Source organism: Saliphagus sp. GCM10025334 (assembly GCF_042663485.1).
GTDB lineage: Archaea > Halobacteriota > Halobacteria > Halobacteriales > Natrialbaceae > Natronosalvus.
In genome coordinates, this window is sequence record NZ_JBHTAF010000001.1 from 1,384,055 (window position 1) to 1,407,031 (window position 22,977).

Sequence of the window (22,977 nt, forward strand, 5' to 3'; positions counted from 1 at the left end):
TAGTAGTCGCATGTGACGTACAAACCCGACGACTGAACCCGGCCGTTGGCTCTGTTCGCCTGACCAACAGTAGATCCGACTCAGAGACCGATGCATCAACCGAGAATAGAGACCGGCCGCCGGCCCCGGGAACCGAGACCGACGCGATCGGTTAAAACGGGGTGTAACCCCAGCAATAACATCGATCGAGCATCACTGTTTGTGAGTATTCGATTCTTCTCGAGAGCGTCCACTCACCATTCATGTAGATTCGATCGGTCCAGATGCAATCGCAGCTCCGGGGCAGTGTGTGGCAGCCAGCTCAATGTGATCGTCGTGGAATCACTAAACAGTCGAATTTCGCCATTGGATTGGCCGAATTCCACCAATCAATGGTACAAAGAACTGGAAATCAGCCCACTCGACCGCGCGCGAGATATTATCTCAATAATAAGATATTATTCAAATAATTATTAGAAGGAACAATATATTTCACCGGTTCGTCCAATTTTGTGTTCACCATTGGAACCACCATTACCCCTCCGCTTGTTAGCGGTTTTCACCAACCCACCAATTAAATGGTCCGCTTATATACCATGAGTTGAACGTCGGGTGCATGGGAAAACCCCAAACGAAGCCGGTCTCCGGCCGGGTCCCGACCGACGTCGCCCAGCGACTCGAGCGGGCCGCCGACGAGACTGGTCTTACGAAATCGAAGCTTGTCGCCCGTGCAGTAGAGTACTACGTCGACGAAAATCCGGATCGAATCATGGAGTTCTATCCGGACGGATCGCTCGCTGCGTTCGTCGAGGAATTATGCCAATGAGTCAGACAAATCACGTCCCCACGATCGTCGAGGAGTCGGATGCCGAGCGGTTGCTCCGACAGCTCCACGAAGCGACGGAGACGAGCCTCGAGCCGATCGAACCGGTGAAAGCTCTCGGACTCTACCTCGAAGACAAGGCGCGCGACTGTCGACAGTCGACGGTCGACGCGCACCGATCCCGGCTCGGCTTCTTCGTCGACTGGTGTCACGAGCGCGACCTCGAGAACTGCAACGACTTGACCGCCCGCGACCTCCACGAGTATCGCGTCTGGCGACGAGAAGATCTCAACGTCGTAAGTGAGAAGACACAGATGGACACGTTGCGCGTCTTCGTCGAGTGGTGTGAAACGATCAACGCGGTCGAGTCCGGTCTCTTCAAGAAGGTCAAATCTCCAGCGATCCCCGACGGCGAAAACGCCCGCGAGACGGTCATCCACGCCGACCGTGCTCGAACGATCCTCGAGCACCTCGGGAAGTACGAGTACGCCTCGACCGAGCACGCCGTCTGGCTCGTCCTGTTCGAGACGGGGATGCGAATGGGAGCCGCTCGAGCCCTCGACGTCGTAGACTACCGATGTGACGCCGAGGTGCCCCACCTGACCGTCGTCCACCGACCGGAGACCGACAGCCCGATCAAGAATGGCGCTCGAGGCGAGCGTCGAGTCGGGCTCTCCGACGAGGCGTGCGAGGTACTCGACGACTACCTCGAGCACCAGCGGTCCGACGTGACCGACCAGCACGACCGGGTGCCGCTACTCGCTACCGCACAGGGTCGAATCGCCAAGTCGACGATTCGAAAGTACGTCTACAAGTGGTCACGACCATGCCTCGTTGGTCTCGAGTGTCCACACGATTGAGATCCAGATGAATGCAGCGCGGCTACCGATCTCGATAGGGCGTCGAAGTGTCCCTCGAGCGTGACGCCCCACCCGATCCGTCGAGGGTACATCACGCAACTCTTCCGGTCCGGCGTCGACGTACAGGTCGTGAGCGAGCGATGTAACGTCTCACCGGCGATCATCGACGAGCATTACGATGTTCGGTCGGAGGAGGACAAAATGCGCCAGCGCCAGGAGGTATTGCGTCGGTCGCTTCTGGAGGAGTAATCGGGGGATTGGGGAAGAACGGCTCTGTTGAAACATTTGATTAGTGATATATTTCAGAAGTCGTGCTGAATACAGAGCGCGAATGTTGCACAGGCTGAGGAAGGATCAATGCGGAAGGTTGAACGCTCAGTATAGGTCAAGGAGGTAACGGAGCGATGGCCGGTCTGTTCGAAAGGTATCAGAGACCGCGTGCGAAATGTAGAGGTTGGTACTTGACAGAGGAAACCCGCCAGGATTAACAAAAATGGCTATCCGACCAATCAGAGAATACCCAGGATCCACCGAGCAACTTCAGAGGTGGCGAACAAGGCGCCTTCCAAACGAGAGAGTACTCTCCCCGTCCAGAGGGCAGTGATCATCAGTAGAACGATTCCAGTGAGCCATGCCAGAGTCTCCAGTGCCGCGCCGCTCATCACGAGTGGGCGAACGACCGCTGCTACGCCCATGATTCCCGTGATGTTGTAGATGTTGCTGCCAACGACGTTGCCGACCGAGACGCCGAGGCTCCCCCGTTGGATAGCCACCAGCGAAACGGCGAACTCCGGTGTCGAGGTTCCTGCGGCGACGATCGTTCCGCCGATGACCCATTCGGAGATGCCGACGCCGCGGGCTAACTCCGAGGCGGCCAGTACCATATAGTCGCCGCTCACCAGTACCAGCGCTAACCCGCCCACGAGAAACACGATGTCTCGTCCACGAAAGGTCACCTGTTCGGTCACTCGGCGGGTCACTCCTTCTTCTCCGAGCGACTGATTAGTTGGCCCGTTCGGTTCTGTGTGGTTGGCTCGGAGCAAATAGGCTGTGTAGGTGACAAACAGTCCTACTAAGAGTGCACCTTCGGCCCTCGAAAGCTGGAGGTCGAACAGGGCAATTCCACCGATGAGAGTGCTCGCTAGCAGAGCAGCGCCATCACGATGGACGAGTGATTCCCCAATCGGGATCACTTTCAACAGAGAAACCACACCAAGGATGAATGCTAGATTGTAAATGTTTGAGCCAAGGACGTTTGCGACTGCGATGTCACCCGACCCCTTGAACGCGGCATCGACCGAGACCACGAGCTCTGGTGTCGATGTCCCCATTGCCACGATCGTCAGTCCGATTATGAGGTCCGGGAGGCCGAACCGTCGAGCCAATCGAACGACAGCATCGACTAAGAGCCCCGCGCCAATCCACAGGCCCAGAACTGAGAAGAAGACGACGCCTATTTGAACGGCTACGCCACCTTGAACCATCGTACCGGTATTCCGTTGATCAGCTAATCAATGTTGGGTGCCCGGTCTTTCCCCGCTGTCTCCTGCGATAATACTCCATATACGCCCTTGTTCAGCGCGACCGTGGTAACATCTCCAGCAGATGGTAGAAGTCTCAGTGCTCGATTCGCACGTCTACTGAGCGAGTCGTTCACCGATTTCGGTGTGAAACAAACGTACTGTCGTGCTGAACTCATCCTCTGTATTCAGCACGCCAATTTTTGACAGTGACCCGATAATTCGATCACGATTTGCTGAATACACAGCGCGGGCCGTGTTTAGACGCTAGTAATATTGCCTCTATGTCGGGATTTCTAGGGAATGAAGCGAGCACGGTCGGATGTGCACTCCAGACTGGCCCGCTTCACCGGACGATGCGTCGAATCATCTCAAAAAGCTGTCGGAAGTGATCCGAAAGAACCCCTCAGCAAAGGAAAAGATGGCTACGCTGGCTGGGTGATCGTGGCGATTCATGGCCTTCGAGAATACCTCGATCACTCCTATCGACAGTTGCTCGATGTACTTCGGAAATGCCCGATATCGTCGCCAAACTCGGCCTTTCACCGGATGAACTGCCGGACTTCACGACTGTTTGTGCTCGAAAACAAGCGCTCAAGATGCCAGTCTGGCGGACGCTGTTGCAGCTGTCGGCGGAACTATTCAATACCGGAGAGGTCCAGGCAATCGACTCGACCAGTATCGCTCATCGCTCGTCGAGCCATAACTACGCAAAACGTGTCAAAGGGATGTTTGAGTCGGTCAAAACCACTATTCTCGTAGACTGTTCTACGCGAGCCATTCTCGATGTGCACTGCTCGATGAACCTACCACATGACACGCAAATCGCGTGGCAAGTCCTGAAAAGAAACCTCAGCACCGTGGAAACTGTCGTCTCTGACAAAGGGTTTGATTGGGATGAACTCCGGCAGATGCTGCGAAGCGAGGGGATTAGACCGGTAATCAAGCATCGTGAGTTCTACTCGCTCGACGCTGCGCACAATGCTCGGATTGATGATGAAACCTACCATCAACGGTCTATCGCCGAATCGATATTTTTCGCGTTGCGCAAGCGTTCCGGTTCAACACTTAAGGCAAGAACGTGGTTTGGGCAGTTCTGAGAACTCGTCCTAAAGGCTGCCGTCAGAAACATCGAACAATCAACCAGGGCCTAACCCAGCTGATTTCGCGCGTCTAAACAAGACCCAAGGCGCGAATCGGGTACTTAACACCGGCAGAATGGTAGTGGTCGGTTCGACTGACTCAGAGACGTGATCAACAAAGCAACGAGAGTCCTATATGAGCCCGATCGAGAAACGGGAGTCCACGCCCACAGCAACACAGTCACGTCCGTTTTATTTCAACAGAATTATTATCCGAGGTTGAATTGAGTAGCAGTCCATGTCGGAGCAATCGGATTCTGAAACAGGTGGTCCAGCGGAGTGGTGGAACGGCGTATACGAGAGCGAGACCGTCCCTCCCTGGGATATTGGCAAGCCACAGCCAGCTCTCGTGAACGCCGTCGGGAGTGACGGATTATCCGGTCGCGTCCTTGATATTGGATGCGGAACTGGAATACATGCACTCTGGGCAGCAACTAAGGGACACACAGCTGTGGGCATAGATTTCTCCAAAAAGGGGATCGAGCAAGCACAGAAGAACGCCGAAGAACGAGGGCTCAATGCGACGTTCCGAGTCGCAAATGCACTGGACTTTCCCAACGACATCGGAACGTTCGACACCGTGCTGGACAGTGGTCTGTTCCATGCGTTCCAGAGCGAAGAGCGTGAGGACTACGCATGCGAACTCGCCAATATCGTCTCAGTAGAGGGTCGTGTGTTCCTTGTCGGATTTGGTGCAGGTGCTCCGGAGGATGGAGGACCGAACCCGCTCACTCCTGATGACGTATTCACCGCCTTTGCAAGAGAGTGGAACGTCCTGGAAACGCGGGAAGTAGCGTTCGAGACGCGCGAAACCTCGTTCCCAGGGTTACTCGCGATTATCGAGCGAGTCTGAGTGTTGGTGACCGGCACGCACTTTAGTCTGCCAGCGCATTCACCTACTCGAAGGCGAAACAAACGAGATTGCTGACTGCAACTTCTGAGTCGGTCACGTCGTTTCTGACAAAAATCGGATAGTTCATTCAGTGTGTGCTGAACTCAGGGCGCGAGTGCGGACTCGATGAAAGTAGATTATGGGGTGGTGATCGATCAGTACATATACGTATTGAGCACCCAAAGAGGTTTGTTACCACATAGCATAGTATCGCGCTATGAGGGAACGATGAACGCAAACGGGACGGGGAATGGCGAGTGCGATAAGTCCGAGTCAGGGGGGCCATCTGACGCGAACCTCCACGAGGTGTCGCTCTCTCTCTCGACACGATCCTATCGCTCCTGGCACATCATCAACGACGAGATCTCCTTCGCTATCTCATGGAGTCTCCTGACCAAACCCGCAGTCTCGAGGAGTGCGTTCACCACCTGACGAAACGAACCGGCGAACGTCCATCGCAGGACCAGGTGGAGGCGGTCCTCCATCACATTCACATCCCGAAACTGCGTGACTGTGGTGTTTGTGAGTACGATCCCCGATTTCAGGAGATTCGCTACTGGGGCCACGACCATCTCGAAACCTGGCTCAACCGGATACAAGCCCACGAAGCAGACCCATAACAACCACTATTTACATCATGACGGACCAGCCTGAGAAGGGGATCATCCATCGAGAACTCGAGACCGACGCGGAGAATCCAGCGATACAGGTCGCGGAAGCCGTCGCTGACATCGAAGGGAAAGATGCGATCGACTTACCGAATGTGTATGACTGTGTCGATGGTGTCCTTAACCATATCTTCTCGAACCCACCAGCACCGGATGCACAAATGCAGGTCGAGTTCAGCTATGAGAGCTACCGAATCACGATTGAACAGAACGGAAACACCAAGTTCGTAAAACTGGGTGATTCTTGAGAGTTGCCACTGTGGTTACTGGTATCACCTGCACCGAACGATTAAGCCGTATCCTACTCGCGCCAATTGACTGATTCAGAGATCAACTCAAAAATCACCGGTGAGGAGAGCGTGTCGGCAAATCTGGAGTTGATTATTCTGTTGCTTGGAGAAATTCATCTAACGTATCGGTGAGTTCGTTAAAACCTGGTTTCCGTTGTGGTCCGCCGAGTAGCGGACAAGAACACATCCTTCTCATCGGTATGACGCGCCTTGTCAACTTGATTAACCCCTTTCCATATCCCTGTGACATCGACCTGCCCGTGTTCAGTATGCTCGTATGATTCACCTCGCTCTACTGCCCGGTCAGAGTCAGAACCAGGTAGATCATCAGATCCACCCCTTGAGGCTACTGGCACCGCTATCCACCTTGTCTCTTTTGTTCGTGCGGTAACAGCTCCACCTCTACTGACTGGTTGATTCATTGTCTTCCGGATGAAACAAACAATGCCGTCGTGCATAACTCGTCCTCTGCATCTTGCATGAATTTTCTGACGGAAGAAGGATAGGTTAAACGAAGCGTGCGAGATACAAGGCGCGAATGTAGCACGAGATCCAGCTTGATTTGGAAAGTGGTGATCACCAGTACAGTGTGCTCAATTATCGGAATTGTCGGCTACCGGCAGCGTAAAAGCAAACGTTGTTTCATCGTGAGGGTTGGACTCGACCCAGATGTTGCCGCCGTGGCGCTCAATGATGCGCTCACACAGTGCCAGCCCAATTCCCGTCCCCCCGCCTTCCTCTTGCGTGTGGAGGCTCTGGAACACCTTGAAGACTCGATCGGCATCCGCAGGATCGATACCGACACCCTCATCGCGAACCGAGATCGTCCACTCGTCGCCCGCTTGCTCGGCTGAGACGTGTACTCGTGGTGGCTCTTCGCCGCTGTACTCGATGGCGTTGTCGAGCAGGTTTTGGAACACCTCCCGGAGTTGGTTGGCGTCGCCTTTGACGCGGGGAAGTGTCTCCGTGACGATCTCCGCATCCGTCTCCTCGATTTTTAACTGGAGGTCCTTGTGAACGTCTTCGAGAACGGTGTCCAACTCGACCGGCTCTAAGGAGTCCCCACGCGTTTCGACCCGCGAGTAATCGAGTAACCCATCTATCATGTCTCGCATCCGGTCGGCACCATCGACTGCAAACTCGATGAACTCCCGACCGTCCTCGTCGAGGTCGTCGGTATACCGCGACTCCAGCAACTGGAGGTAACTGGTCACCATCCGCAGGGGCTCCTGGAGGTCATGCGAGGCGGCGTAGGCGAACTGCTCCAAGCGTTCGTTGGACTCCTCGAGTTCCTGCTTATACACCTTGTGCTCGAGTTCATTGCTCACCCAGTTGCTGAGCAGACCAATGAACGAGACTTCCCAATCGGAGAACGCCTTGGTCCGCGCCTCCATCCCGTAGAAACAGAACGTCCCGTACACTTCTCCATGGACGATGACCGGTGTCCCGAGATAACAGGCGATCCCCCACTCGGGGTCGACCAGTTCCGGAGCCTCGGACTTCACGTCCTGCAGGACAAGCGTCTCAGCAGTCTCGACGACGCGTGAGCAGTTGGGCAGGGTCTCCAGTGGCGTCGTGTCACCCGGTTCGAGGCCCACAGCTTCCGGCGCGGCCACGTGTTCAAAGGTGTATTCACCAGCATCTTCATTGACACGTGAGAGCGTCGCAAACTTGGTTCCGACTGTCGTCCGGACTAGTTCAAGGAGCGAATCTATCTGCTGGGAGAACGGTTGGTCTGCGGCCGCCATTATCTCATTGGCACGTCGGAGAGCTTGCTCCCGTTTCTCGACTTCTTGCTGACGATCATCCGGGTCAGTGATGTCGCGTACGTACACTGAAAGTCCGGTTTCAGAGGGATAGACCTGGATTTCGTACCAACCGTCCTGTGGCGGATAGTGCGTCTCAAATGTGACAGCTTCTTGGGTTTCCATCGCACGTTCATGCTCCCACTGGAACGGCGAGTCGGTCAACATGGAAAATTCCTTCCAGATAACTTCCCCACGGAGATCCGCTTGGCCTCGCTGGAACAGGGTTTCAGCCTGGTCGTTGCAATACGTGAACCGCCAGTCTTCGTCAAGCGCGAAGATAGCGTCGGTTACGCGCTCCAAGACCTCTTCTGGAGAACTTTGAGTGGGGGGTTCACTCGGCGTCTCTGGGTCCGTCATTAGATGCCCTCAGTGCTTTAAGAGATATGGGCATTACGCATATCTACCGAACGGCTGGTTCATTGGTCTCGGGATGAAACAAAGAAAGCCATCGTGCTGAACACATCCTCTGTATTCAGCACGCTCGATCTAACAGCTGATGGATAGATCATATCAAGCCGTACAAGATACTGGTCGCGTATTGGTCAGCCTCTCCCGGACTGTGATTAGAAGAGAAATGGAACAGGGTGATGGGCCGGTTTAGTGAATCTGACCTCGAATCTCTCCAGGCGGATTGTCTACCGTATGAACGTTGACGTAGGTGTCTCCACGTTTCATGGCGAGAATGACATCATCGAGCGTGCTCCACCCACATCCGTTTCCATCGTCTGGGGCTGTGATCGTTCCCTCGGCGAGGATTCCGCTGTCGCTGGTTGGTCCACCGCTAAAGAGCGTTACGCCGACTGGCCCGTTCTTGCCCGCCGGTGCACAATGAACGTGCGCAGCGACGACATCCTCGATGTTTGTGACGATCAATTTGTAGCTTAGTGTATCACCTGCTTTGTTGAGTTGGAACGTAGCCTGACCTTGGGCATCCGTCTCGACAGGGGGAACTTCGTTGTTACCCGAAAGATGGGTCCGGAAGTTGCGAACCTGCCCACGACCGGCCGCGACACCGATGGCGGTCAGCGTGAATCCACTGCAAGTGACCGCTGAAACGAATCGCCGTCGTGACGTGGTATGTTTTGACATGGTATAATTACGATCGCCAAATGCGCATATGAGCCTTTTCCGAATTTCATCCCAGATTTGCTTGTGTGGCACAGTTGATGAATTCAGCCTCTGTATCTCGCACGACGGTCCTGACTGTATTCTGGTAAGATGTTCAGACAATGCTGAATACACAGCGCGAATGTAGCACAAGCTGGCAACCGATCAAATGGGAGGTGCTCGCTCAGCACAGGTAATGTAGGTAAACGGAAAGTCCTCAATTCCGCCATAGAGGACGAGAACTCCGTTCTGATTCAAAGCTGGATCGTGCACCTGTAGGTCCATCTACCAGTCAATCGGTTCCAGACTAACCATCGTTACACGGCAAACTGCTTTGAGAGGACTTTGAGGCACTTCAGTTGCGTATTTCTGAGATACTTCACGGCTCAACAGTTCGCATCTCGTTTCAGTCCAGTTGGTGTGATGAATGGTTTAAGCAACTCGTCGTAGCCAGACGCGTTTGATGGTACGAGAGACATCACGGCGGCGAGTTCTTCAGATAACCGGCGGAGCGTTTCTAATCGGATTCGGTAGTGCGTCTGTAAGCGCACAGGAAGACGACGAAGCCCTTGAGCCCGATACACAGATCGTGCTCGAAGCCCTGACCGAAGGCTGGGTCGGCGTCGAGCCGGACGAAATTGCGGACGAAGAGAATCCGACACTCACGCTACAAGAGGGTGAATCGTATGAAATCGGCTGGGAAGAAGGCGACGGCCAGCCACACAATATCGAACTCGTTGACGAGGACGACGAAGTCGTCGAAGACTACGAGACTGAAGAGGCAACCGAAGGCGGCGATGATCAATTCATCGAGTTCGACGCGACCGATGAAATTGTTGAGTACGTCTGCCGAGTCCATCCCGAGACAATGCGCGGTGAAATCGAGATCCAGTAAACGTCGCGCAGAACACGGAGACGACGATCGTCAGCGTGACGGCAAAGCCTTCGTAGTACTTTTACCGACTGACTGTCGAATCCTCTTTCGCTGAAATCGCCGGTAATTAGCAGAGGTATCAGCGCTACGTTCGCACGTATAGTGAGCAGATGGTTCACCAGTTCCAGGGTGAAAGAAGCGAAATTATCGTGCTAAACTCATCCTCTCTATCCAACACGCCGATCTTGCCAGTGGTTCGGTAATTCGATCAGGTCTTGCTAAATAGAGTGCGCGAATGTGGCAACACCAATGAAGTAGTACTCGCCTGGCACAGAGAAACCACATGTCATACTAAGACTGTACAGTAGGTTCAGCAGATCCCATTGTCGTGGTGTCAGAATTGTATGTGATATTATCGTTACTATTTTATATAGGGATCTGACGTGCGATAGTGTGAATCGATTGCGGTAGTTCTGCTGTACAACGCTTAGGGGAGGCCAATGAGTAAAGAGACACATCATACAACGCCAGAATCGGATTCCGAACCGCTGCGAGTAACCCGCCGAACCGCGCTTCGCGGGTCAGGTCTCGCCGGTTTACTCGCGCTGGGCGGGGCAGCGCTACGGCGCAAAAGGATTTCCTTGGGCCAAACGCCTCACAGGATCAGAACGAGACGTCAGAAGATGATGAGCCAATCCCAGTGACGTGGGAGAATTTCCTACGCGCCCAAGCAGATACCAACTTCGAAGCACATGTCGAAATCGGTGGGTTTGGCGAGTTCAAGCACTACCGAGATATTCCCCCCATTGAGGAGCAGGTCGACCAACCCAAGGCACCAAATCATGACGTGCTTTACTCATGGGGAATATTCGACCTAACCGAGCCGGTTACCATCACGAAACCGGACACCGGTGACCGATACCAGTCGATAGTTCTTACCAACCAAGATCAGTACGTGAAAGGGGTTCTCTCCGATCCCGGCGAGTACACGTTGATGCAGGATGAGATCGGAACGCGGTACGTCAGCGCCCTCATGCGCACGTTTGTCGATCTGAACGATTCAGACGACGTGAACGAAGTTCATAGACTACAGGACGAAACTACGGTAAGTCAACAATCGTCAGGATCGTTTGAGATTCCCAACTGGGATCAAGAATTGTTCGAAGAAATCCAGGAGGCGCTCATCACGGTCGGAGAGACGATGGACGACTTAGGAGGCGTCTATGGTGACGTCGACGAGGTTAACCCCGTCAAGCATTACCTCGGAGCCGGGGCATTCGGAGTGGGTGGACTTCCTGAGTCGGAGTCGGCACTTGTGATGCGGTATCCCGAACAGAACGACGGCGAAACGCCGTACACACTCACCGTCGACGAGCCGGATACTGTCCCCGTTGACGCGTTCTGGTCGATCACCGTCTACGAGGCCGAGGACAATAGCCTGGGAATACGCCGGGCGTCTGGAGGGATCAAAGAGGCCTGGAAACAGACAAACGAGGAGATGCAGGCTATGGCGGAGGCTCGTCGCGAGGAGGGGTGGGAGGTTGCGGCGATTCCAACGGTTCACACGTCGGTCGTTCCGCGTGACGCCAATGAAGACGATCGGTTTGGGTTCGTCTACGTCGTGCCGAACAACCACGCCGACGCGTTTACCGACGCGTTCGAACGGGGTACGTTCGACACCTACGAAGCCTACCAGACCGAGACGAACAACATGACGTTCCTGGTCACCGAGCTGCTTGACCCGGACAAAGAGATCGCCATCCTCGTCGCCAGTGCGTACGAGACCAAGTACTTCCAGCCGCTCATCCCGTCGATTCTCGAAGACGAGGCGATGTACTCTCACTTCAAGCTGATCAATGGGGACGTGCTTGGAACCGTTCGCCACGTCGAGTACGTGCCGCTGGTGCCCGAATCGATCTCGCTGTACGCGTACTCAGTTAACAACGTGACCGCAGAGCGGAACGATGACGGGAGTGTCACGGTACATTTCGGCGGTGACACCGATCAACCGAACTTCATCTACACTCCGGGAGGATGGCGCTATATTGTCCGACTCTACCAACCACGTGAGGAGGTTCTCGACGGGAGCTATCAGTTCCCCGAGGCCGAGCCGGTTGAATGACAAGGGCCCGGACATCAATGTTCTGACAACCGTGTCGGCGTGACTCGACCATCGCTCGACTTCTGCTTCGTACTGACAGTCGTGCTGAACTCAAGCTCTGTATCTCGCATGTATTTCTTGACAACAATTCGGTAGCTCGTCGAGTGTCTGCTGAATTCAGAGCGCGAATGTGGCACGAGTTTAGCTCAACCCTCGAAGTGGTGAGCGCTCAGAACGGGAAATACAGAGACCAACCTTAGGGTAGTTCTCTTCACTATCGCTGTAATCACACACCTCGGAAACATTTGGCTGAGAGCACACTGTAGTTCAGTGAATAATAATTTACTCATAGACCTCGCACAGGTACCCAGGATTACGAAGCACAGCAACCAGCCAATGAACTCGTTATAAAGAATGCACTATTACGAAGACATCGAAATCGGCGACGTAGAAGAGTACGGCAAGTACGAAGTCACGAAAGAAGAGATCAAGGAGTTCGCACGGAAATACGACCCACAACCGTTCCATCTGGACGAAGACGCCGCGAAAGAGTCTATCTTCGGAGAACTCGTTGCATCTGGCTGGCACACCGCGGCCATTATGATGCGTCTGAGCGTTGTGAATAGCGAAGAGGAGAGCGCGTTCCTCGGCTCGTTCGGTATCGATGAAATCAGATGGAAGTCACCTGTGCGGCCAGGAGATACACTCCGGCGTCGAAGTGAAGTTATTGAGAAGCGACTTTCGGAGAGCCGAGATGATCGAGGCTACGTAAAGAGCCGAATAGAAGGTCTCAACCAGAACGATGAAGTTGTCATTTCCATGATCGGGAACGGCATCTATGCGTGCCGACCTGACGATGGATAGAGAGGGTGTAGTGAGTGGATGGTTTGCCGGTGTCAATGCGAAATAAACGATGATGCCGTGCTGAACTCATCCTCTCTATTCAGCACGTCGCTCTTACCAACAGCCCGTCAGTTCTGAACTCATCTGCTAAATAGAGAGCGCGAATGTAGCACGGTCTAAGTCCTAATAAAATGGCGCGGGATCCCCTTTTGGTGGTTCAATTCGAATAGGTATTCCATCAATTTCATCAGGAATCTTCTCTGCGATTTCCTCTTCAGCGTAGACTACGGGTTGGAAACAAGTTTTCCCCGCGATGACTCGCTCACCTTTCCCCAACCCAGATCCGGTAACTCCTTCCTTATCACTGAATTGATCGCGTAATGTCTGAAGAACGCGCTTAGCTCGTTGATTGTGTTCATACCACTCTTTTGGAACACGCTCCGTGGCACCTCCGCTCGACCCTTCTTCAGTCGTAACCTCGATCCATTCAGTCATGCAGAATGTTAGTCTCTTGTCACCAATAGTGCTTCCGGCGTAGGAGCTCGATTGATCCTCCTGAAAAAGAAGAACCCATCTATTCTGAGCGCTATATTCGACCCAAGGCAAGGTGAAATGAGAGAAGATAATCTGCTAAGCACGCAGTTCTACAGATCGCCTAATTCAACGCAGTTTGATTGGAATAAACGAAGCCAGTTTGCTGCATCCATCCTCTGTATCTTGCACGCCATGTCTGACAGCAGTTCGGTAGTTCGTTGTGCCTCTGCAAGATACAAAGTGCGGATCTGTCCTGGGACTGTGCCGCCGTACGACGGAAATGGGAGTAGACCGGCACGTTTAGGATAACTCAGTCGTTTCGAGTGAAATGACCAGGCTCCCTAGCGTCGAGTCAATCGTTGTCATCAGGCCGGTGCTGGAGGCATTCGTCACCGTCCGACCGATACTGGCGACCGTTGGAGCGGTCTCGAGGATTGCGGGGCTTCTGGTCACAGGCGTGAGCGCCCCAGAAACGGCGACGGAGACGACGAGCCTGTCGCCGGGAACGAGTTGCCAGCGATGATCGAAACCAGAGAGATGCGGGCCGTCGTCATGCGTGGCTTTGGCTCGCCCGACGTCCTCAAACTTACGGCGGTCGAGAAGCCGACACCCGCGGACGACGAGGTGCTGATACGGACCCGTGCGACGACCGTGACCGCGGGCGACTGCGAGTTCCGACGGCTCGACCTCCCGCTCTCCTTTCGGCTCCCAGTCTGGCTCTACGTGAAGCTCTGGAAGGGGAATCGGGTCGTCCCCGGGCAGGAGGTCGCCGGGGAAATCGAATCGGTCGGCGACGACGTGACGCGATTCGTGCCGGGCGACCAGGTGTTCGCCGCGACGTCGTTCCGGTTCGGCGGGGCTGCCGAGTACGCCTGTCTCCCCGAGTCGTATCCCATCGCGAGGATACCGGAACCCATGACCGTCGAGGAGGCCGTCACGCTGCCGACGGGCGGACTGAACGCGATGCACTTCCTGCGGAGCGCGAACGTGGGGGATGGCGACGCGGTCCTGATCAACGGGGCCGGTGGCAGCATCGGCACGTACGCCGTCCAGATCGCTACGGCCTGGGGAGCCGACGTGACGTGTGTTGATAGCGGAGAGAAGCTGGACGTGCTGCGCTCGCTCGGGGCGAACTACGTCGTCGATTACACGCGAGAGGAGTTCACCGACCGCGGCGAGCGCTACGACGTCGTCGTCGACGTCATGGGTACGAGTCCGTTTTCGCGCACACTGCGCTGTCTGTCGACCGGTGGTCGATACGTCCTGGGCAATCCAACGCTGCTCGGGCGAATCAGGGGTGGTTGGACGAACTTGACCGGCGAGAGAATCGTCATCTCGTCCCTCGCCGGGTACGCGCCCGAGGACGTGGAGGCCCTCGTCGAACTCGTCGAAGCGGGCGAAGTGAGAGCGGTCGTCGACAGGCGATATCCGCTCGACGAGATCGCCGACGCTCATCGATACGTCGAGAGTGGACGGAAAACGGGTAACGTGGTCATCGACGTGGTGTGATACGGTCCGATTGGGCGCCCGACGGGAAGCGTCGGTCGACCGACTCCTACTTTAGGGGACCGAACTCGTCGAGCGCCGCGGTGATCACTTTTCCCTCCGCCTTCTGGAGGTGATCGCTCGCCGTCTGTGGCGCACAGCTGAGCTCGGCGGCGATCTCTTTCAGCGTTGCACCGCGGGGCTGTTCGTAGTATCCGAGGTCGGCGGCGATCTCGAGGGCTTCGCATTGGCGAGCGCTGAGACTCGCCCATGCGGTGTCGATGTTCCCGCGGAATTCGCCGATCTCCTCGATGGTGACCTCCATGTCCACCGGATCATGCTCGAACATCTCCTGGAGCTGGGCGGGGTCGCCGATGACGCGGGCACGCATCATTCCGTCGCGGTAGACGACCGGCATCCGCGGGATCACGCCGTGAACGCCTGTTTCGTGGCGTTGAGCTTCGACCAGTGGCTCCCCCTGCGGCTTGATGACGACGAGGACGTAGCCGGCGTCCTCGCCTACGTGGACAGTCTCGACGGCCTCAATCGCTTGAATGTCCGAGGCCTCGGCAGCCAGGGCGGTCACGTCACCGTCGATTGCCACGAAGAACGTCTTGTAGTCATCGAGCGCCGTCATCATCTCCAGGACGCGCCCTTCCTCGATGGACGGCGAATGCGCGAGCAACGCGAAGATGGGCGGTGCGTCCTCTCGGTCCGCCCGGACGGTGGCCCGAAGGTGTTTCACGCCAAGCTATCGCGCCACGCCACGATAAATGGAACGGCTATATCCTAAAAAACGCTCTTCGACGCCGCGTGCGTCTCCATTACCGATGAACTTCATACCGGAGGCATCAGATGCGGTACCGGGCGGCGACAGAACAGATCGATCGGTGCGGTCGGCGAGCGTAATCGGCGGCATCGGTCTCATATTGATGCTCGTCCCCGCGCTCTTTGGCACGCTCGTCGTTGTGAAGGGGCTCGTGACGCCCGGCGACGCCACGGCGACCGCCCTCGCCATCCAGGACGCCGCGGGGATGTTCCGTCTCGGGATCGCAGGCTTGCTCGCCGTCGCGATCCTCGACGTGATCGTCGCGTGGGCGCTGTACACCGTCTTCGAGCCGGTGAACAGGCGCATTTCGTAGCTCGCCTTGCTCTTTCGCGTCGTCTACGCCGGCGTCTTCGTCGTCGCAATCAGCCAGCTCGTCGGCGTAATCGGGACGCTGACCGACCCCGACGCGCCGGCCGCCTACACGACTGACCAACTCCATGCACAGGCCATGCTCGACATCAACGCCTTCAACGACATTTGGAACGCCGGCCTGCTTCTGTTCGCCGTGCACCTGCTCCTGCTCGGATACCTAGCGTACAGGGCGGACTACGTGCCGACGCTCATCGGAATTCTCCTCGCTATCGCCGGGTTCGGTTACGCCATCGACAGCATTGGTGTCGTCCTTGTCGCCGACTACTCGCTCCAGGTGACCATCGTGACCTTCGTCGGCGAGATCGTCTTGATCGGCTGGTTGCTGCTCAGGGGCCGCCGCGTGTCAGTGGACGCCGAGGATGCCACGTTGAACCCTCGGAGGGATTATGGCCGGTGAATTGAAGCGACAGGCCTGCAACCGCCTCGTTTGAAGAGCCACCTGCCGAATGAGGCAGGTCTACAGCGGGCATGTCTCCCTGATCTTCTGTTCTAGGAAGTAAAGCACAGAAACAGATTATCATTCGCTCGCTTGTTGTGCTTGGTTCTTACCCATTTGTTCACGGGCTGCGGTGGCAAATGGCTGGCCAAGCCGTTTCGTGACTGGGAATTCATTATCGATAGCAGGGCCTTGCAGTTTGAGTAGGCTGTTTCGGATTCCTCGGTTAAATTGAATACTGGTGATTTCTTCCAGTCGATAATCTTCAGTTTCTGACCGAACCATACCTGAATCAATCTGAATGATACGGCTATCAGTGAGGATTAGTTTTGGATTATGCTTTGATCGAACTCGACCGACTTTCGTATCAATTGCCTTTATAAACTCCTCATCATCAAACATTGTCTCTGCTACCCGTTTCCGGTACCGACGTGGTAAGGAACTGAGCGAATTATACTGTTCGTAGGTGACCATACCAGAGAATGTGCTAACTGACACCATATAACTTGGCGTATATCAATTTTCAATATTAATGTTGGCTACATGGGCATTTTCAAGGAAGATTGAGCAAATATTGTAACTTATAGAAGTGGTTTGTGTTATGACGGCTGGTTGTGACGACCATTATTAGCGCGTATCGACATGCAATAATCTGGAAAATTCGCCAACGTTTCGAATCGAAATGGCGTTGGTTAACTGTCTAAGCTGCAGTGGCCGGTGATAGGCATCTGTAGCCGTGATGAACAGAAGATCCAGCATGGGACTCAACAAGCATCACCGTGCTGGTGTCCGGGAAGGCAGAAGCTTCGAATGCGATACGAAATTCGGGACTACGATAATCACGACAGCCTGTTTAGAGTTCTAAAAGTTTGGTTATTACAACCAGAACACTTGTTACCTTATAGGATAGACTACAAACATGCGGAAGGAGCGCATAGAGGCCGTCTCAGAAGCACTCGCGGGCATCGGTTACGAGGGGATTGTTGCCTTCGATCAGTTCGAACCTGAGTACAGGACTATCGAGAGACTTTATCGAAAGTTCGAAGAAACCGACTCTGTCCAGCTGTTGGTCACGTGTGCGACGACTCAAGATTTCCAGCTCAATGGGGACGCCCAAGCGTTCTGGCGGACACTCACCGAAGTCTCGCTTGAGCATGATTCCCTGGATTCGCTCAACAACGTCGAGGCGGTATTATGGGAGGTCATGGAGGAACCGGTGAATGCCAGGTTCAATAGTATGAAGAGCGCTCGTCTCGAGAAGTTGCTCAATTCCAGATTCCCTGAATGGTTCTTAGCGAACCACCGTGATGCGGAACCGTTCGAGGTATGGGAACGACTTGCCAACGGTATCGAGAACGAGAAGCGAAAGAAGACGGTGGTACTCTCGATGAAGATCTATGACATTGCTCACCTCATAGAAACCGGTGAGTATCTGGAGTTTCCATACGATATTCCAATCCCGTGTGACCTGCAGATCGAGCGAGTCTCAAAAACCTCGGGGATTGTGAATTCCACAGAGACGAGTGAGGTCATGGCCGCCTGGGCAGAGGTAATGGAACGGGTGAGCGAGAAGGTCGGCCACCCCGTCTCGTTGCTGCGAATTGACTCGATCATTTGGCAGGCCGGACAGGTTATCGGGAACGCAGGTGAGGATCTCGGGGAGAGTCGCCAATCCCTCGACGCCCATTTCCAGGATGTCGGCCTCGAAGATCCAGAGCGCACCGATCTCGTCAACGAATTAACTGCGTCTATAGAACACCACCCAGAAGTATCATGAATCGCTCGAGTCGAATCTCCGAGTTCTAGTACCGAAGACGGTTTCAGATGTTACTGAGGTACTGCCGCCGCTGCTCCATCTTCTCCCGCTTCGTCCGCTGATCGTAGTGCTGCTCGAGCACGTCTGGGCTCACGTTCGCCCGTTGGCTTACGGCCGTCTCCGGTACGTCACTAGCCAGATAGTGCGTGATCCCACCACGTCGATAGGCGTGCGGACTGACGCTCGAGGGGCACTTCGGTGCCTTCCCTGGACTCTGCATATACTCGCAGCTCTCGGGATCGCGACCGTGCGGGCAGTCCGCGCCGGTCACGCAGGGCCGCGAGTAGCAGTAGGCGTCCTTCGCGATGGTCGCGGGGGACACCCGACCGTGGGTAGTCGTGATCAGCGGCTTTCGGCTGTACTCGTCGGTAACGTCCTCGCGACGGTCACGGATGTAATCGTCGAGGAGGTCGCAGATCCGATCAGAGAGTGCGACGAGGCGCTCGCCAGACTTGCCGTTCTTGACGGGCGTGTCGGTATCGGGCCGGTGGACGATCGCAAGGAACTGCTCGTCACGGTCGTAGTCCGCCAGGTCGAGTCCCCGCACGGCACCGCGTCGAAGCATCGTGTGCCAGAGCAGCGCCACCACGACGTGGGTGCGCGTCGCGTACTCGTATTTCTCGAGGTAGGCCAGCATCCGCTCGGCGTCCTCGGTATCGAGCATCACCGATCGGGTGTTCTCGTCGTCCGAGATGTTCGGCGAGCGTACCTTGTGATGCAGGTCGGGATGGACGCCGTCGATGGTGCCAAGCCAGCGGACGAAGACACGTAGCGTGTCTAGCTGGGTCTTCTCGGTCGCCGGCGCGAGGTCGCCCTCGTTGCGCCGCCAGATACGGTACTCGTGGAGCAGTCGGCCGGTGAGGGCGTTGCAGTTGGTGATGTCGCGCTCGTCGCACCAACGGACGAAGTGGCCGAGCCGCGACTTGTGGGCCTTCACGGTCGCCCATCTGAGTTCGGTCTCCCTGTCCGCCAGGTACAATTCCACAGCCGTTTCCGGGTCAATTGGTTCGAGGTTCATGGTTCGCGGTAGTTCTGACGCGAACCGCACGACGACGACGAGGAGGAATGCGCCCGTTCGAAAAAGGAACGGTTCACAGTCAAGACGGGCCGAACTCGGGACTCGAGACGGAACCGAACCCGACTCAGCCTGGCGATTTTCTGAATCACCATTGTTTCCGAAGGAACAGCCCACCCCCGTCGCGCCCGCTACGTTTCGTCACGGTTCGAATCCACTGGCTGTGGCATGTGGTGCAAAAACACGTTGGCACTATCCGGAATCAGTGACGAGTCGTATGCCGGTGCCCCGGTATGAGGGGAAGTAGCACTGCACACGGTCCGGAAGCGAATCTCGTGCGCTGAATAACGAGTTCCGATTGAAATGATCGTACTCAATCTGACTCGCACCCAGTCCTCGACGAACTGGCATCTCCGTTCGCCTACCTTGCATCTGAGGGCCTAATTTCGAGGCCGACTACGTACGAATAGCGGAACATGCAGGAAGACGAATTCTATGCCCACGTCCAGGAAGTCAGCCACCTCGAGACGACGGACCGTGCACAGGCTGCGAGCGAAGCCGTGCTCGCGACGCTCGGCGAGGCGCTGACAGGTGGCGAAGCCGAAGACGTTGCCGCGCAACTACCCGGCGAGCTGGCACGGATTCTCGAGGACGCCGATCACGATGGTACTGGATGCGAACGTGACGAGTTTATGAATCGCGTCCGAGAACACGTGCGCGACAGGGACATCGAAGCTGACGACGCCGAACGGTTCACCGAGGCGGTGACTGACGTCATCGCTGTCACACTCACGAACGACGAAGTCGAGGATCTCAATGGGCAGCTCGATGCAGAGATCCAGCCGCTGTTCGAGAACGTGGACGTCGATCCAGAATGGGCCTGATCCGAGCGAATATCGACCAGGGGACCACTATCCTCGTCTGGCAGGAATACCTCGAGGAGAAGTCGACGAGCACGGCGAATCGGAGAGCGCGGCCGGTCTCCGGTTCTCCTCGCAACTCCAGGACCGACGACAAGTGTGCTCGACCGGGAACGCCCAGAGAGGCGCCACCTCGAGCGCTCGATCGGCGGTTCCGCGAGTCGTCGACGGTCGGTTTGCCACTCGGGATCGTGAACGCGCCTTCATCTCGCCGAGAGTCTCGAGCCACGAACCCAATGTGTATTGGACAGAAACTTATGCGAATTCAGAATAATGGCTGCCACGATGAGTTCATCGTCCGACTCGGAGACGGAGCTTTACACCCGCATTCATCAGCAAAAAGTCGTTTCTTCGCTGGGAAGACGGGCGCTCGAGACGGACGACATCGATCGACTTATGCACGACGCGGCGGCGACGGTCGCGGAGACGCTCGATTGTGAGTACTGCAAAGTGCTCGAGTTGCTTCCCTCCGGGAACGTCTTCCTTCGGCAGGGCGTCGGGTGGCAGGAGGGGATCGTCGGGGAGGCGGAAGTGCCGACGGATACGAACTCGCAAGCCGGGTACACGCTCCTCTCGGAGGAACCGGTCGTCGTCGACGATCTGCGAACCGAAGAGCGATTCAGTGGCCCAGACCTGCTCACCGATCACGACGTAGTGAGTGGCATCAGCGTCATCATCGGCACCGTCGACGATCCGTGGGGGATCCTGGGCGTCCACACGACGGATCAGGTCTCGTTCACCGACCACGACGTCGACTTCGTCCAGAGCGTCGCGAACCTTCTCGCCGCGGCGATCGAGCGCCACACTTACCAGGACGAACTCGAGGAGACGGTCACGGAACTCCAGGCGTTGAACACGCGCCTCGAGAAGTTCGCCAGCATGCTCGCCCACGAACTCCGGAACCCGGTAACGATTGGCCAGATATACGCCCAGCACCTGCCGGAGGAGGCCGCGCCGAAGGCGGTCGAAAACGTCGTGGAGTCGTTCGACCGGATCGAGAACATGATCGACGTGATGCTCGTGTTGACGCGACGTGGTGACGCCGTCGGAGAGCGTGCACCCGTGTCACTCGCCGAAATGGCCCGAGACGTCTGGGAGGACGTGGAGACCCGAGAGGCGACCCTGACGGTCGACGGTGACCTCGTGATCGAAGCGGACGAGGTGTACGTGCGACACCTGTTCAGGAACCTGTTCGAGAACGCGATTCGACACGGCGGATCGGACGTGGCGATCGAGGTCGGAACGGTGGCGGACGGGTTCTACGTGGCGGACAACGGGAACGGTATCCCACCCGAAGACAGGGAACTGGTGTTCGAGCCGGGGTTTACGACGGCCGCCGATAAAGACGGGACCGGGCTCGGACTGGCGTTCGTCGACCGATTGGCCGACGTCTACGACTGGGACCTGCAGTTGGCCGAGAGCGATGCTGGTGGAGCGCGATTCGAGTTTCGAGACGTGGCCGCCAGCGAATCGCCACTCTGACCGACCGAGGCCCCCTCGAGCACCGAGCCATCACAACGTCGGCTACCGCCCCACGATCAGACGAGGCCACGAAACGCCACGACCGCGAGGATGCCACCACACAGCGCCAGGAGGATGTTCTCCGTTCGCCACGCGACTGCCAGGACGACGGCTCCGGCGGCCCACTCGGCTGGCCCGCCCGACGCTAGTTCCGGACCCAGGATGGCGATCACGATCGCCCCCGGGAGCACCGACAGGCCGGCCTCGAGGCGGTCGCTCACCTCGAGTCGGCTCAGGACCCAGAGCCCGCCGACCTTCGTGAGGTAGGTGAGGACGGCCATCGCGAGGACGACGGCGACGACGAACGGGTCGAGCGAGAGCCATTCCTCACGCATCGTAGCGGATCACCTCGAGGGCCGCCGCGGCGAGTCCGCCGAGGAGGATGTACCAGCGGCCGGGGAGCACCGACGAGGCGACCAGCGCCGTGGCGAGGGCGACGAGCCAGGGGACGAACGTCGACCGGCCGTCCCAGAGGTCGACCGCGAGCGCGAGGAAGACAGCGGCGAGGATGAAGTCGAATCCGTACCTGGCCGGATCACCGATGACGCCGCCGGCGAGGACGCCGACGACCGTCGAGACGACCCAAAAGGTCCAGACCGCGATGCCGCTGCCGAGGAGGAAGGCGCCGCGGCCGCTCCCCGTTTTCAGGTCGCGAACGGTCAGCGCCCAGTTCTCGTCGGCCATCAGGAAGAGGCTGCCGTAGACCTGGGCAGGCGAGAGGTGGCGAAACCAGCGCTCGAGGGCGGCGCCCATGAGCGAGTACCGGAGGTTGACGGCGACAGTCGTCACGAGGATTGCGGTGACCGGAAGCGGATCGGCCCAGAGCTCGACCGCGATGAGCTGAGAGGCCCCGGCGACGACCGTCGCGCTCATCAACGCGGCTTCCGCGACGCTCAGGCCGGCCTGGTTCGCGACGACACCGAAAGCGACGCCGTAGCCGGCGACGCCGAACGCGACCGGGATGCAGGTCAGAAAGCCGGTTCGAACGCCCTCGAGGGAGAATGTGATGGCGGAATCGGAGGCGCCGTCTGCCGATGTGGGGTGGTCGTGGGATGGAGCCATTGAGCGGTCTACTGTACGCTCGAGTAGAGGGTGGTGAGCGCGAAAACCGTCTCGGTTCCCCCAACAACTGACCGCTTTCC

The 22,977-nt window shown here is 56.7% G+C and carries 23 protein-coding genes and 2 pseudogenes; 16 read left to right on the forward strand and 9 right to left on the reverse strand.

The window, feature by feature from the left end; all coding sequences use genetic code 11:
- The first annotated feature begins 595 nt into the window (after positions 1 to 595).
- The 3 genes from ACFQO4_RS06420 to ACFQO4_RS06430 are packed head-to-tail and all read left to right on the forward strand — an operon-like array spanning position 596 to position 1,911.
- Positions 596 to 805: a ribbon-helix-helix domain-containing protein gene (locus ACFQO4_RS06420; protein WP_312911368.1), complete on the forward strand. Its 210-nt coding sequence runs from the start codon at positions 596 to 598 to the stop codon at positions 803 to 805.
- Positions 802 to 1,662 carry a tyrosine-type recombinase/integrase gene (locus ACFQO4_RS06425; protein WP_500260104.1) on the forward strand — a complete coding sequence of 287 codons (861 nt, stop codon included), beginning with the start codon at positions 802 to 804 and terminating at the stop codon, positions 1,660 to 1,662. The genes ACFQO4_RS06420 and ACFQO4_RS06425 overlap by 4 nt, the downstream gene beginning before the upstream one ends.
- Before the next feature lie 60 nt (positions 1,663 to 1,722).
- Positions 1,723 to 1,911, forward strand: a complete 189-nt coding sequence (locus ACFQO4_RS06430) for a hypothetical protein (RefSeq protein WP_500260105.1) — start codon at positions 1,723 to 1,725, stop codon at positions 1,909 to 1,911.
- Between the two features lie 260 nt (positions 1,912 to 2,171).
- Here ACFQO4_RS06430 and ACFQO4_RS06435 read toward each other — a convergent pair whose 3' ends face one another.
- Positions 2,172 to 3,146: a calcium/sodium antiporter gene (locus ACFQO4_RS06435; protein ID WP_500260106.1), complete on the reverse strand. Its 975-nt coding sequence runs from the start codon at positions 3,144 to 3,146 to the stop codon at positions 2,172 to 2,174.
- A 360-nt stretch (positions 3,147 to 3,506) separates the two neighbouring features.
- On the opposite strand from ACFQO4_RS06435, the pseudogene ACFQO4_RS06440 reads away from it, so the two are divergent.
- The 4 genes and pseudogenes from ACFQO4_RS06440 (at position 3,507) to ACFQO4_RS06455 (ending at position 6,132) form a co-directional block, all read left to right on the forward strand.
- Positions 3,507 to 4,282 (forward strand): annotated as a pseudogene (locus ACFQO4_RS06440) (IS5 family transposase).
- Positions 4,283 to 4,562: 280 nt separating this feature from the next.
- Positions 4,563 to 5,177 carry a class I SAM-dependent methyltransferase gene (locus ACFQO4_RS06445; protein ID WP_500260107.1) on the forward strand — a complete coding sequence of 205 codons (615 nt, stop codon included), beginning with the start codon at positions 4,563 to 4,565 and terminating at the stop codon, positions 5,175 to 5,177.
- A 380-nt stretch (positions 5,178 to 5,557) separates the two neighbouring features.
- The gene (locus tag ACFQO4_RS06450; protein WP_500260472.1) at positions 5,558 to 5,836 is read left to right on the forward strand and encodes a DUF7344 domain-containing protein; all 279 of its coding nucleotides are present in this window, start codon (positions 5,558 to 5,560) and stop codon (positions 5,834 to 5,836) included.
- A 17-nt stretch (positions 5,837 to 5,853) separates the two neighbouring features.
- On the forward strand, positions 5,854 to 6,132 hold the full coding sequence (locus ACFQO4_RS06455) for a HalOD1 output domain-containing protein (RefSeq protein ID WP_500260108.1): 279 nt from the start codon (positions 5,854 to 5,856) through the stop codon (positions 6,130 to 6,132).
- Between the two features lie 635 nt (positions 6,133 to 6,767).
- On the opposite strand, the gene ACFQO4_RS06460 is transcribed toward ACFQO4_RS06455, so the two are convergent.
- On the reverse strand, positions 6,768 to 8,339 hold the full coding sequence (locus tag ACFQO4_RS06460) for a sensor histidine kinase (RefSeq protein ID WP_500260109.1): 1,572 nt from the start codon (positions 8,337 to 8,339) through the stop codon (positions 6,768 to 6,770).
- A gap of 240 nt (positions 8,340 to 8,579) precedes the next feature.
- Positions 8,580 to 9,071: a CHRD domain-containing protein gene (locus ACFQO4_RS06465; protein WP_500260110.1), complete on the reverse strand. Its 492-nt coding sequence runs from the start codon at positions 9,069 to 9,071 to the stop codon at positions 8,580 to 8,582.
- Positions 9,072 to 9,552: 481 nt separating this feature from the next.
- On the opposite strand from ACFQO4_RS06465, the gene ACFQO4_RS06470 reads away from it, so the two are divergent.
- The 3 genes from ACFQO4_RS06470 to ACFQO4_RS06480 all read left to right on the forward strand — a co-directional run bounded on the left by ACFQO4_RS06470 (position 9,553) and on the right by ACFQO4_RS06480 (position 12,928).
- The gene (locus tag ACFQO4_RS06470) at positions 9,553 to 9,984 is read left to right on the forward strand and encodes a plastocyanin/azurin family copper-binding protein (RefSeq protein ID WP_500260111.1); all 432 of its coding nucleotides are present in this window, start codon (positions 9,553 to 9,555) and stop codon (positions 9,982 to 9,984) included.
- Between the two features lie 679 nt (positions 9,985 to 10,663).
- On the forward strand, positions 10,664 to 12,085 hold the full coding sequence (locus tag ACFQO4_RS06475) for a DUF7529 family protein (protein WP_500260112.1): 1,422 nt from the start codon (positions 10,664 to 10,666) through the stop codon (positions 12,083 to 12,085).
- A gap of 393 nt (positions 12,086 to 12,478) precedes the next feature.
- Positions 12,479 to 12,928 (forward strand): MaoC family dehydratase, encoded by a 450-nt coding sequence (locus tag ACFQO4_RS06480; protein WP_500260113.1) that lies wholly within the window; start codon positions 12,479 to 12,481, stop codon positions 12,926 to 12,928.
- Between the two features lie 162 nt (positions 12,929 to 13,090).
- Here the strand turns inward: ACFQO4_RS06480 and ACFQO4_RS06485 are convergent, their stop codons facing one another.
- A complete protein-coding gene (locus ACFQO4_RS06485) occupies positions 13,091 to 13,402 on the reverse strand; it encodes a hypothetical protein (RefSeq protein WP_500260114.1) in 312 nt (103 codons plus the stop codon).
- A gap of 367 nt (positions 13,403 to 13,769) precedes the next feature.
- Between ACFQO4_RS06485 and ACFQO4_RS06490 the strand changes: the two genes are divergently transcribed.
- The gene (locus tag ACFQO4_RS06490; RefSeq protein ID WP_500260115.1) at positions 13,770 to 13,964 is read left to right on the forward strand and encodes a hypothetical protein; all 195 of its coding nucleotides are present in this window, start codon (positions 13,770 to 13,772) and stop codon (positions 13,962 to 13,964) included.
- Positions 13,961 to 14,950, forward strand: a complete 990-nt coding sequence (locus ACFQO4_RS06495) for an NAD(P)-dependent alcohol dehydrogenase (protein WP_500260116.1) — start codon at positions 13,961 to 13,963, stop codon at positions 14,948 to 14,950. The genes ACFQO4_RS06490 and ACFQO4_RS06495 overlap by 4 nt, the downstream gene beginning before the upstream one ends.
- A gap of 46 nt (positions 14,951 to 14,996) precedes the next feature.
- Here the strand turns inward: ACFQO4_RS06495 and ACFQO4_RS06500 are convergent, their stop codons facing one another.
- A complete protein-coding gene (locus ACFQO4_RS06500; protein ID WP_500260117.1) occupies positions 14,997 to 15,671 on the reverse strand; it encodes a helix-turn-helix domain-containing protein in 675 nt (224 codons plus the stop codon).
- An 85-nt stretch (positions 15,672 to 15,756) separates the two neighbouring features.
- Between ACFQO4_RS06500 and ACFQO4_RS06505 the strand changes: the two are divergent.
- Positions 15,757 to 16,524, forward strand: a pseudogene (locus ACFQO4_RS06505) (DUF4386 domain-containing protein).
- A gap of 120 nt (positions 16,525 to 16,644) precedes the next feature.
- Here the strand turns inward: ACFQO4_RS06505 and ACFQO4_RS06510 are convergent.
- Entirely contained in the window at positions 16,645 to 17,037 is a 393-nt protein-coding gene (locus ACFQO4_RS06510; RefSeq protein WP_500260118.1) for a PH domain-containing protein, read from the reverse strand.
- A gap of 445 nt (positions 17,038 to 17,482) precedes the next feature.
- On the opposite strand from ACFQO4_RS06510, the gene ACFQO4_RS06515 reads away from it, so the two are divergent.
- Positions 17,483 to 18,340: an N-glycosylase/DNA lyase gene (locus ACFQO4_RS06515; protein ID WP_500260119.1), complete on the forward strand. Its 858-nt coding sequence runs from the start codon at positions 17,483 to 17,485 to the stop codon at positions 18,338 to 18,340.
- Between the two features lie 43 nt (positions 18,341 to 18,383).
- On the opposite strand, the gene ACFQO4_RS06520 is transcribed toward ACFQO4_RS06515, so the two are convergent.
- Positions 18,384 to 19,397, reverse strand: coding sequence for a tyrosine-type recombinase/integrase (locus tag ACFQO4_RS06520; protein WP_500260120.1), 1,014 nt, complete (start codon positions 19,395 to 19,397; stop codon positions 18,384 to 18,386).
- Between the two features lie 473 nt (positions 19,398 to 19,870).
- Here ACFQO4_RS06520 and ACFQO4_RS06525 point away from each other — a divergent pair, with 473 nt between their 5' ends.
- Together ACFQO4_RS06525 and ACFQO4_RS06530 are read left to right on the forward strand one after the other, a co-directional pair.
- Positions 19,871 to 20,278: a DUF2267 domain-containing protein gene (locus ACFQO4_RS06525; protein WP_500260121.1), complete on the forward strand. Its 408-nt coding sequence runs from the start codon at positions 19,871 to 19,873 to the stop codon at positions 20,276 to 20,278.
- A gap of 321 nt (positions 20,279 to 20,599) precedes the next feature.
- On the forward strand, positions 20,600 to 21,796 hold the full coding sequence (locus ACFQO4_RS06530) for a sensor histidine kinase (RefSeq protein ID WP_500260122.1): 1,197 nt from the start codon (positions 20,600 to 20,602) through the stop codon (positions 21,794 to 21,796).
- A gap of 56 nt (positions 21,797 to 21,852) precedes the next feature.
- On the opposite strand, the gene ACFQO4_RS06535 is transcribed toward ACFQO4_RS06530, so the two are convergent.
- Positions 21,853 to 22,170 (reverse strand): AzlD family protein, encoded by a 318-nt coding sequence (locus tag ACFQO4_RS06535; protein WP_500260123.1) that lies wholly within the window; start codon positions 22,168 to 22,170, stop codon positions 21,853 to 21,855.
- Positions 22,163 to 22,897 (reverse strand): AzlC family ABC transporter permease, encoded by a 735-nt coding sequence (locus ACFQO4_RS06540; protein ID WP_500260124.1) that lies wholly within the window; start codon positions 22,895 to 22,897, stop codon positions 22,163 to 22,165. Before ACFQO4_RS06540 ends, ACFQO4_RS06535 begins: the two co-directional genes overlap by 8 nt.
- Positions 22,898 to 22,977: the final 80 nt, after the last annotated feature.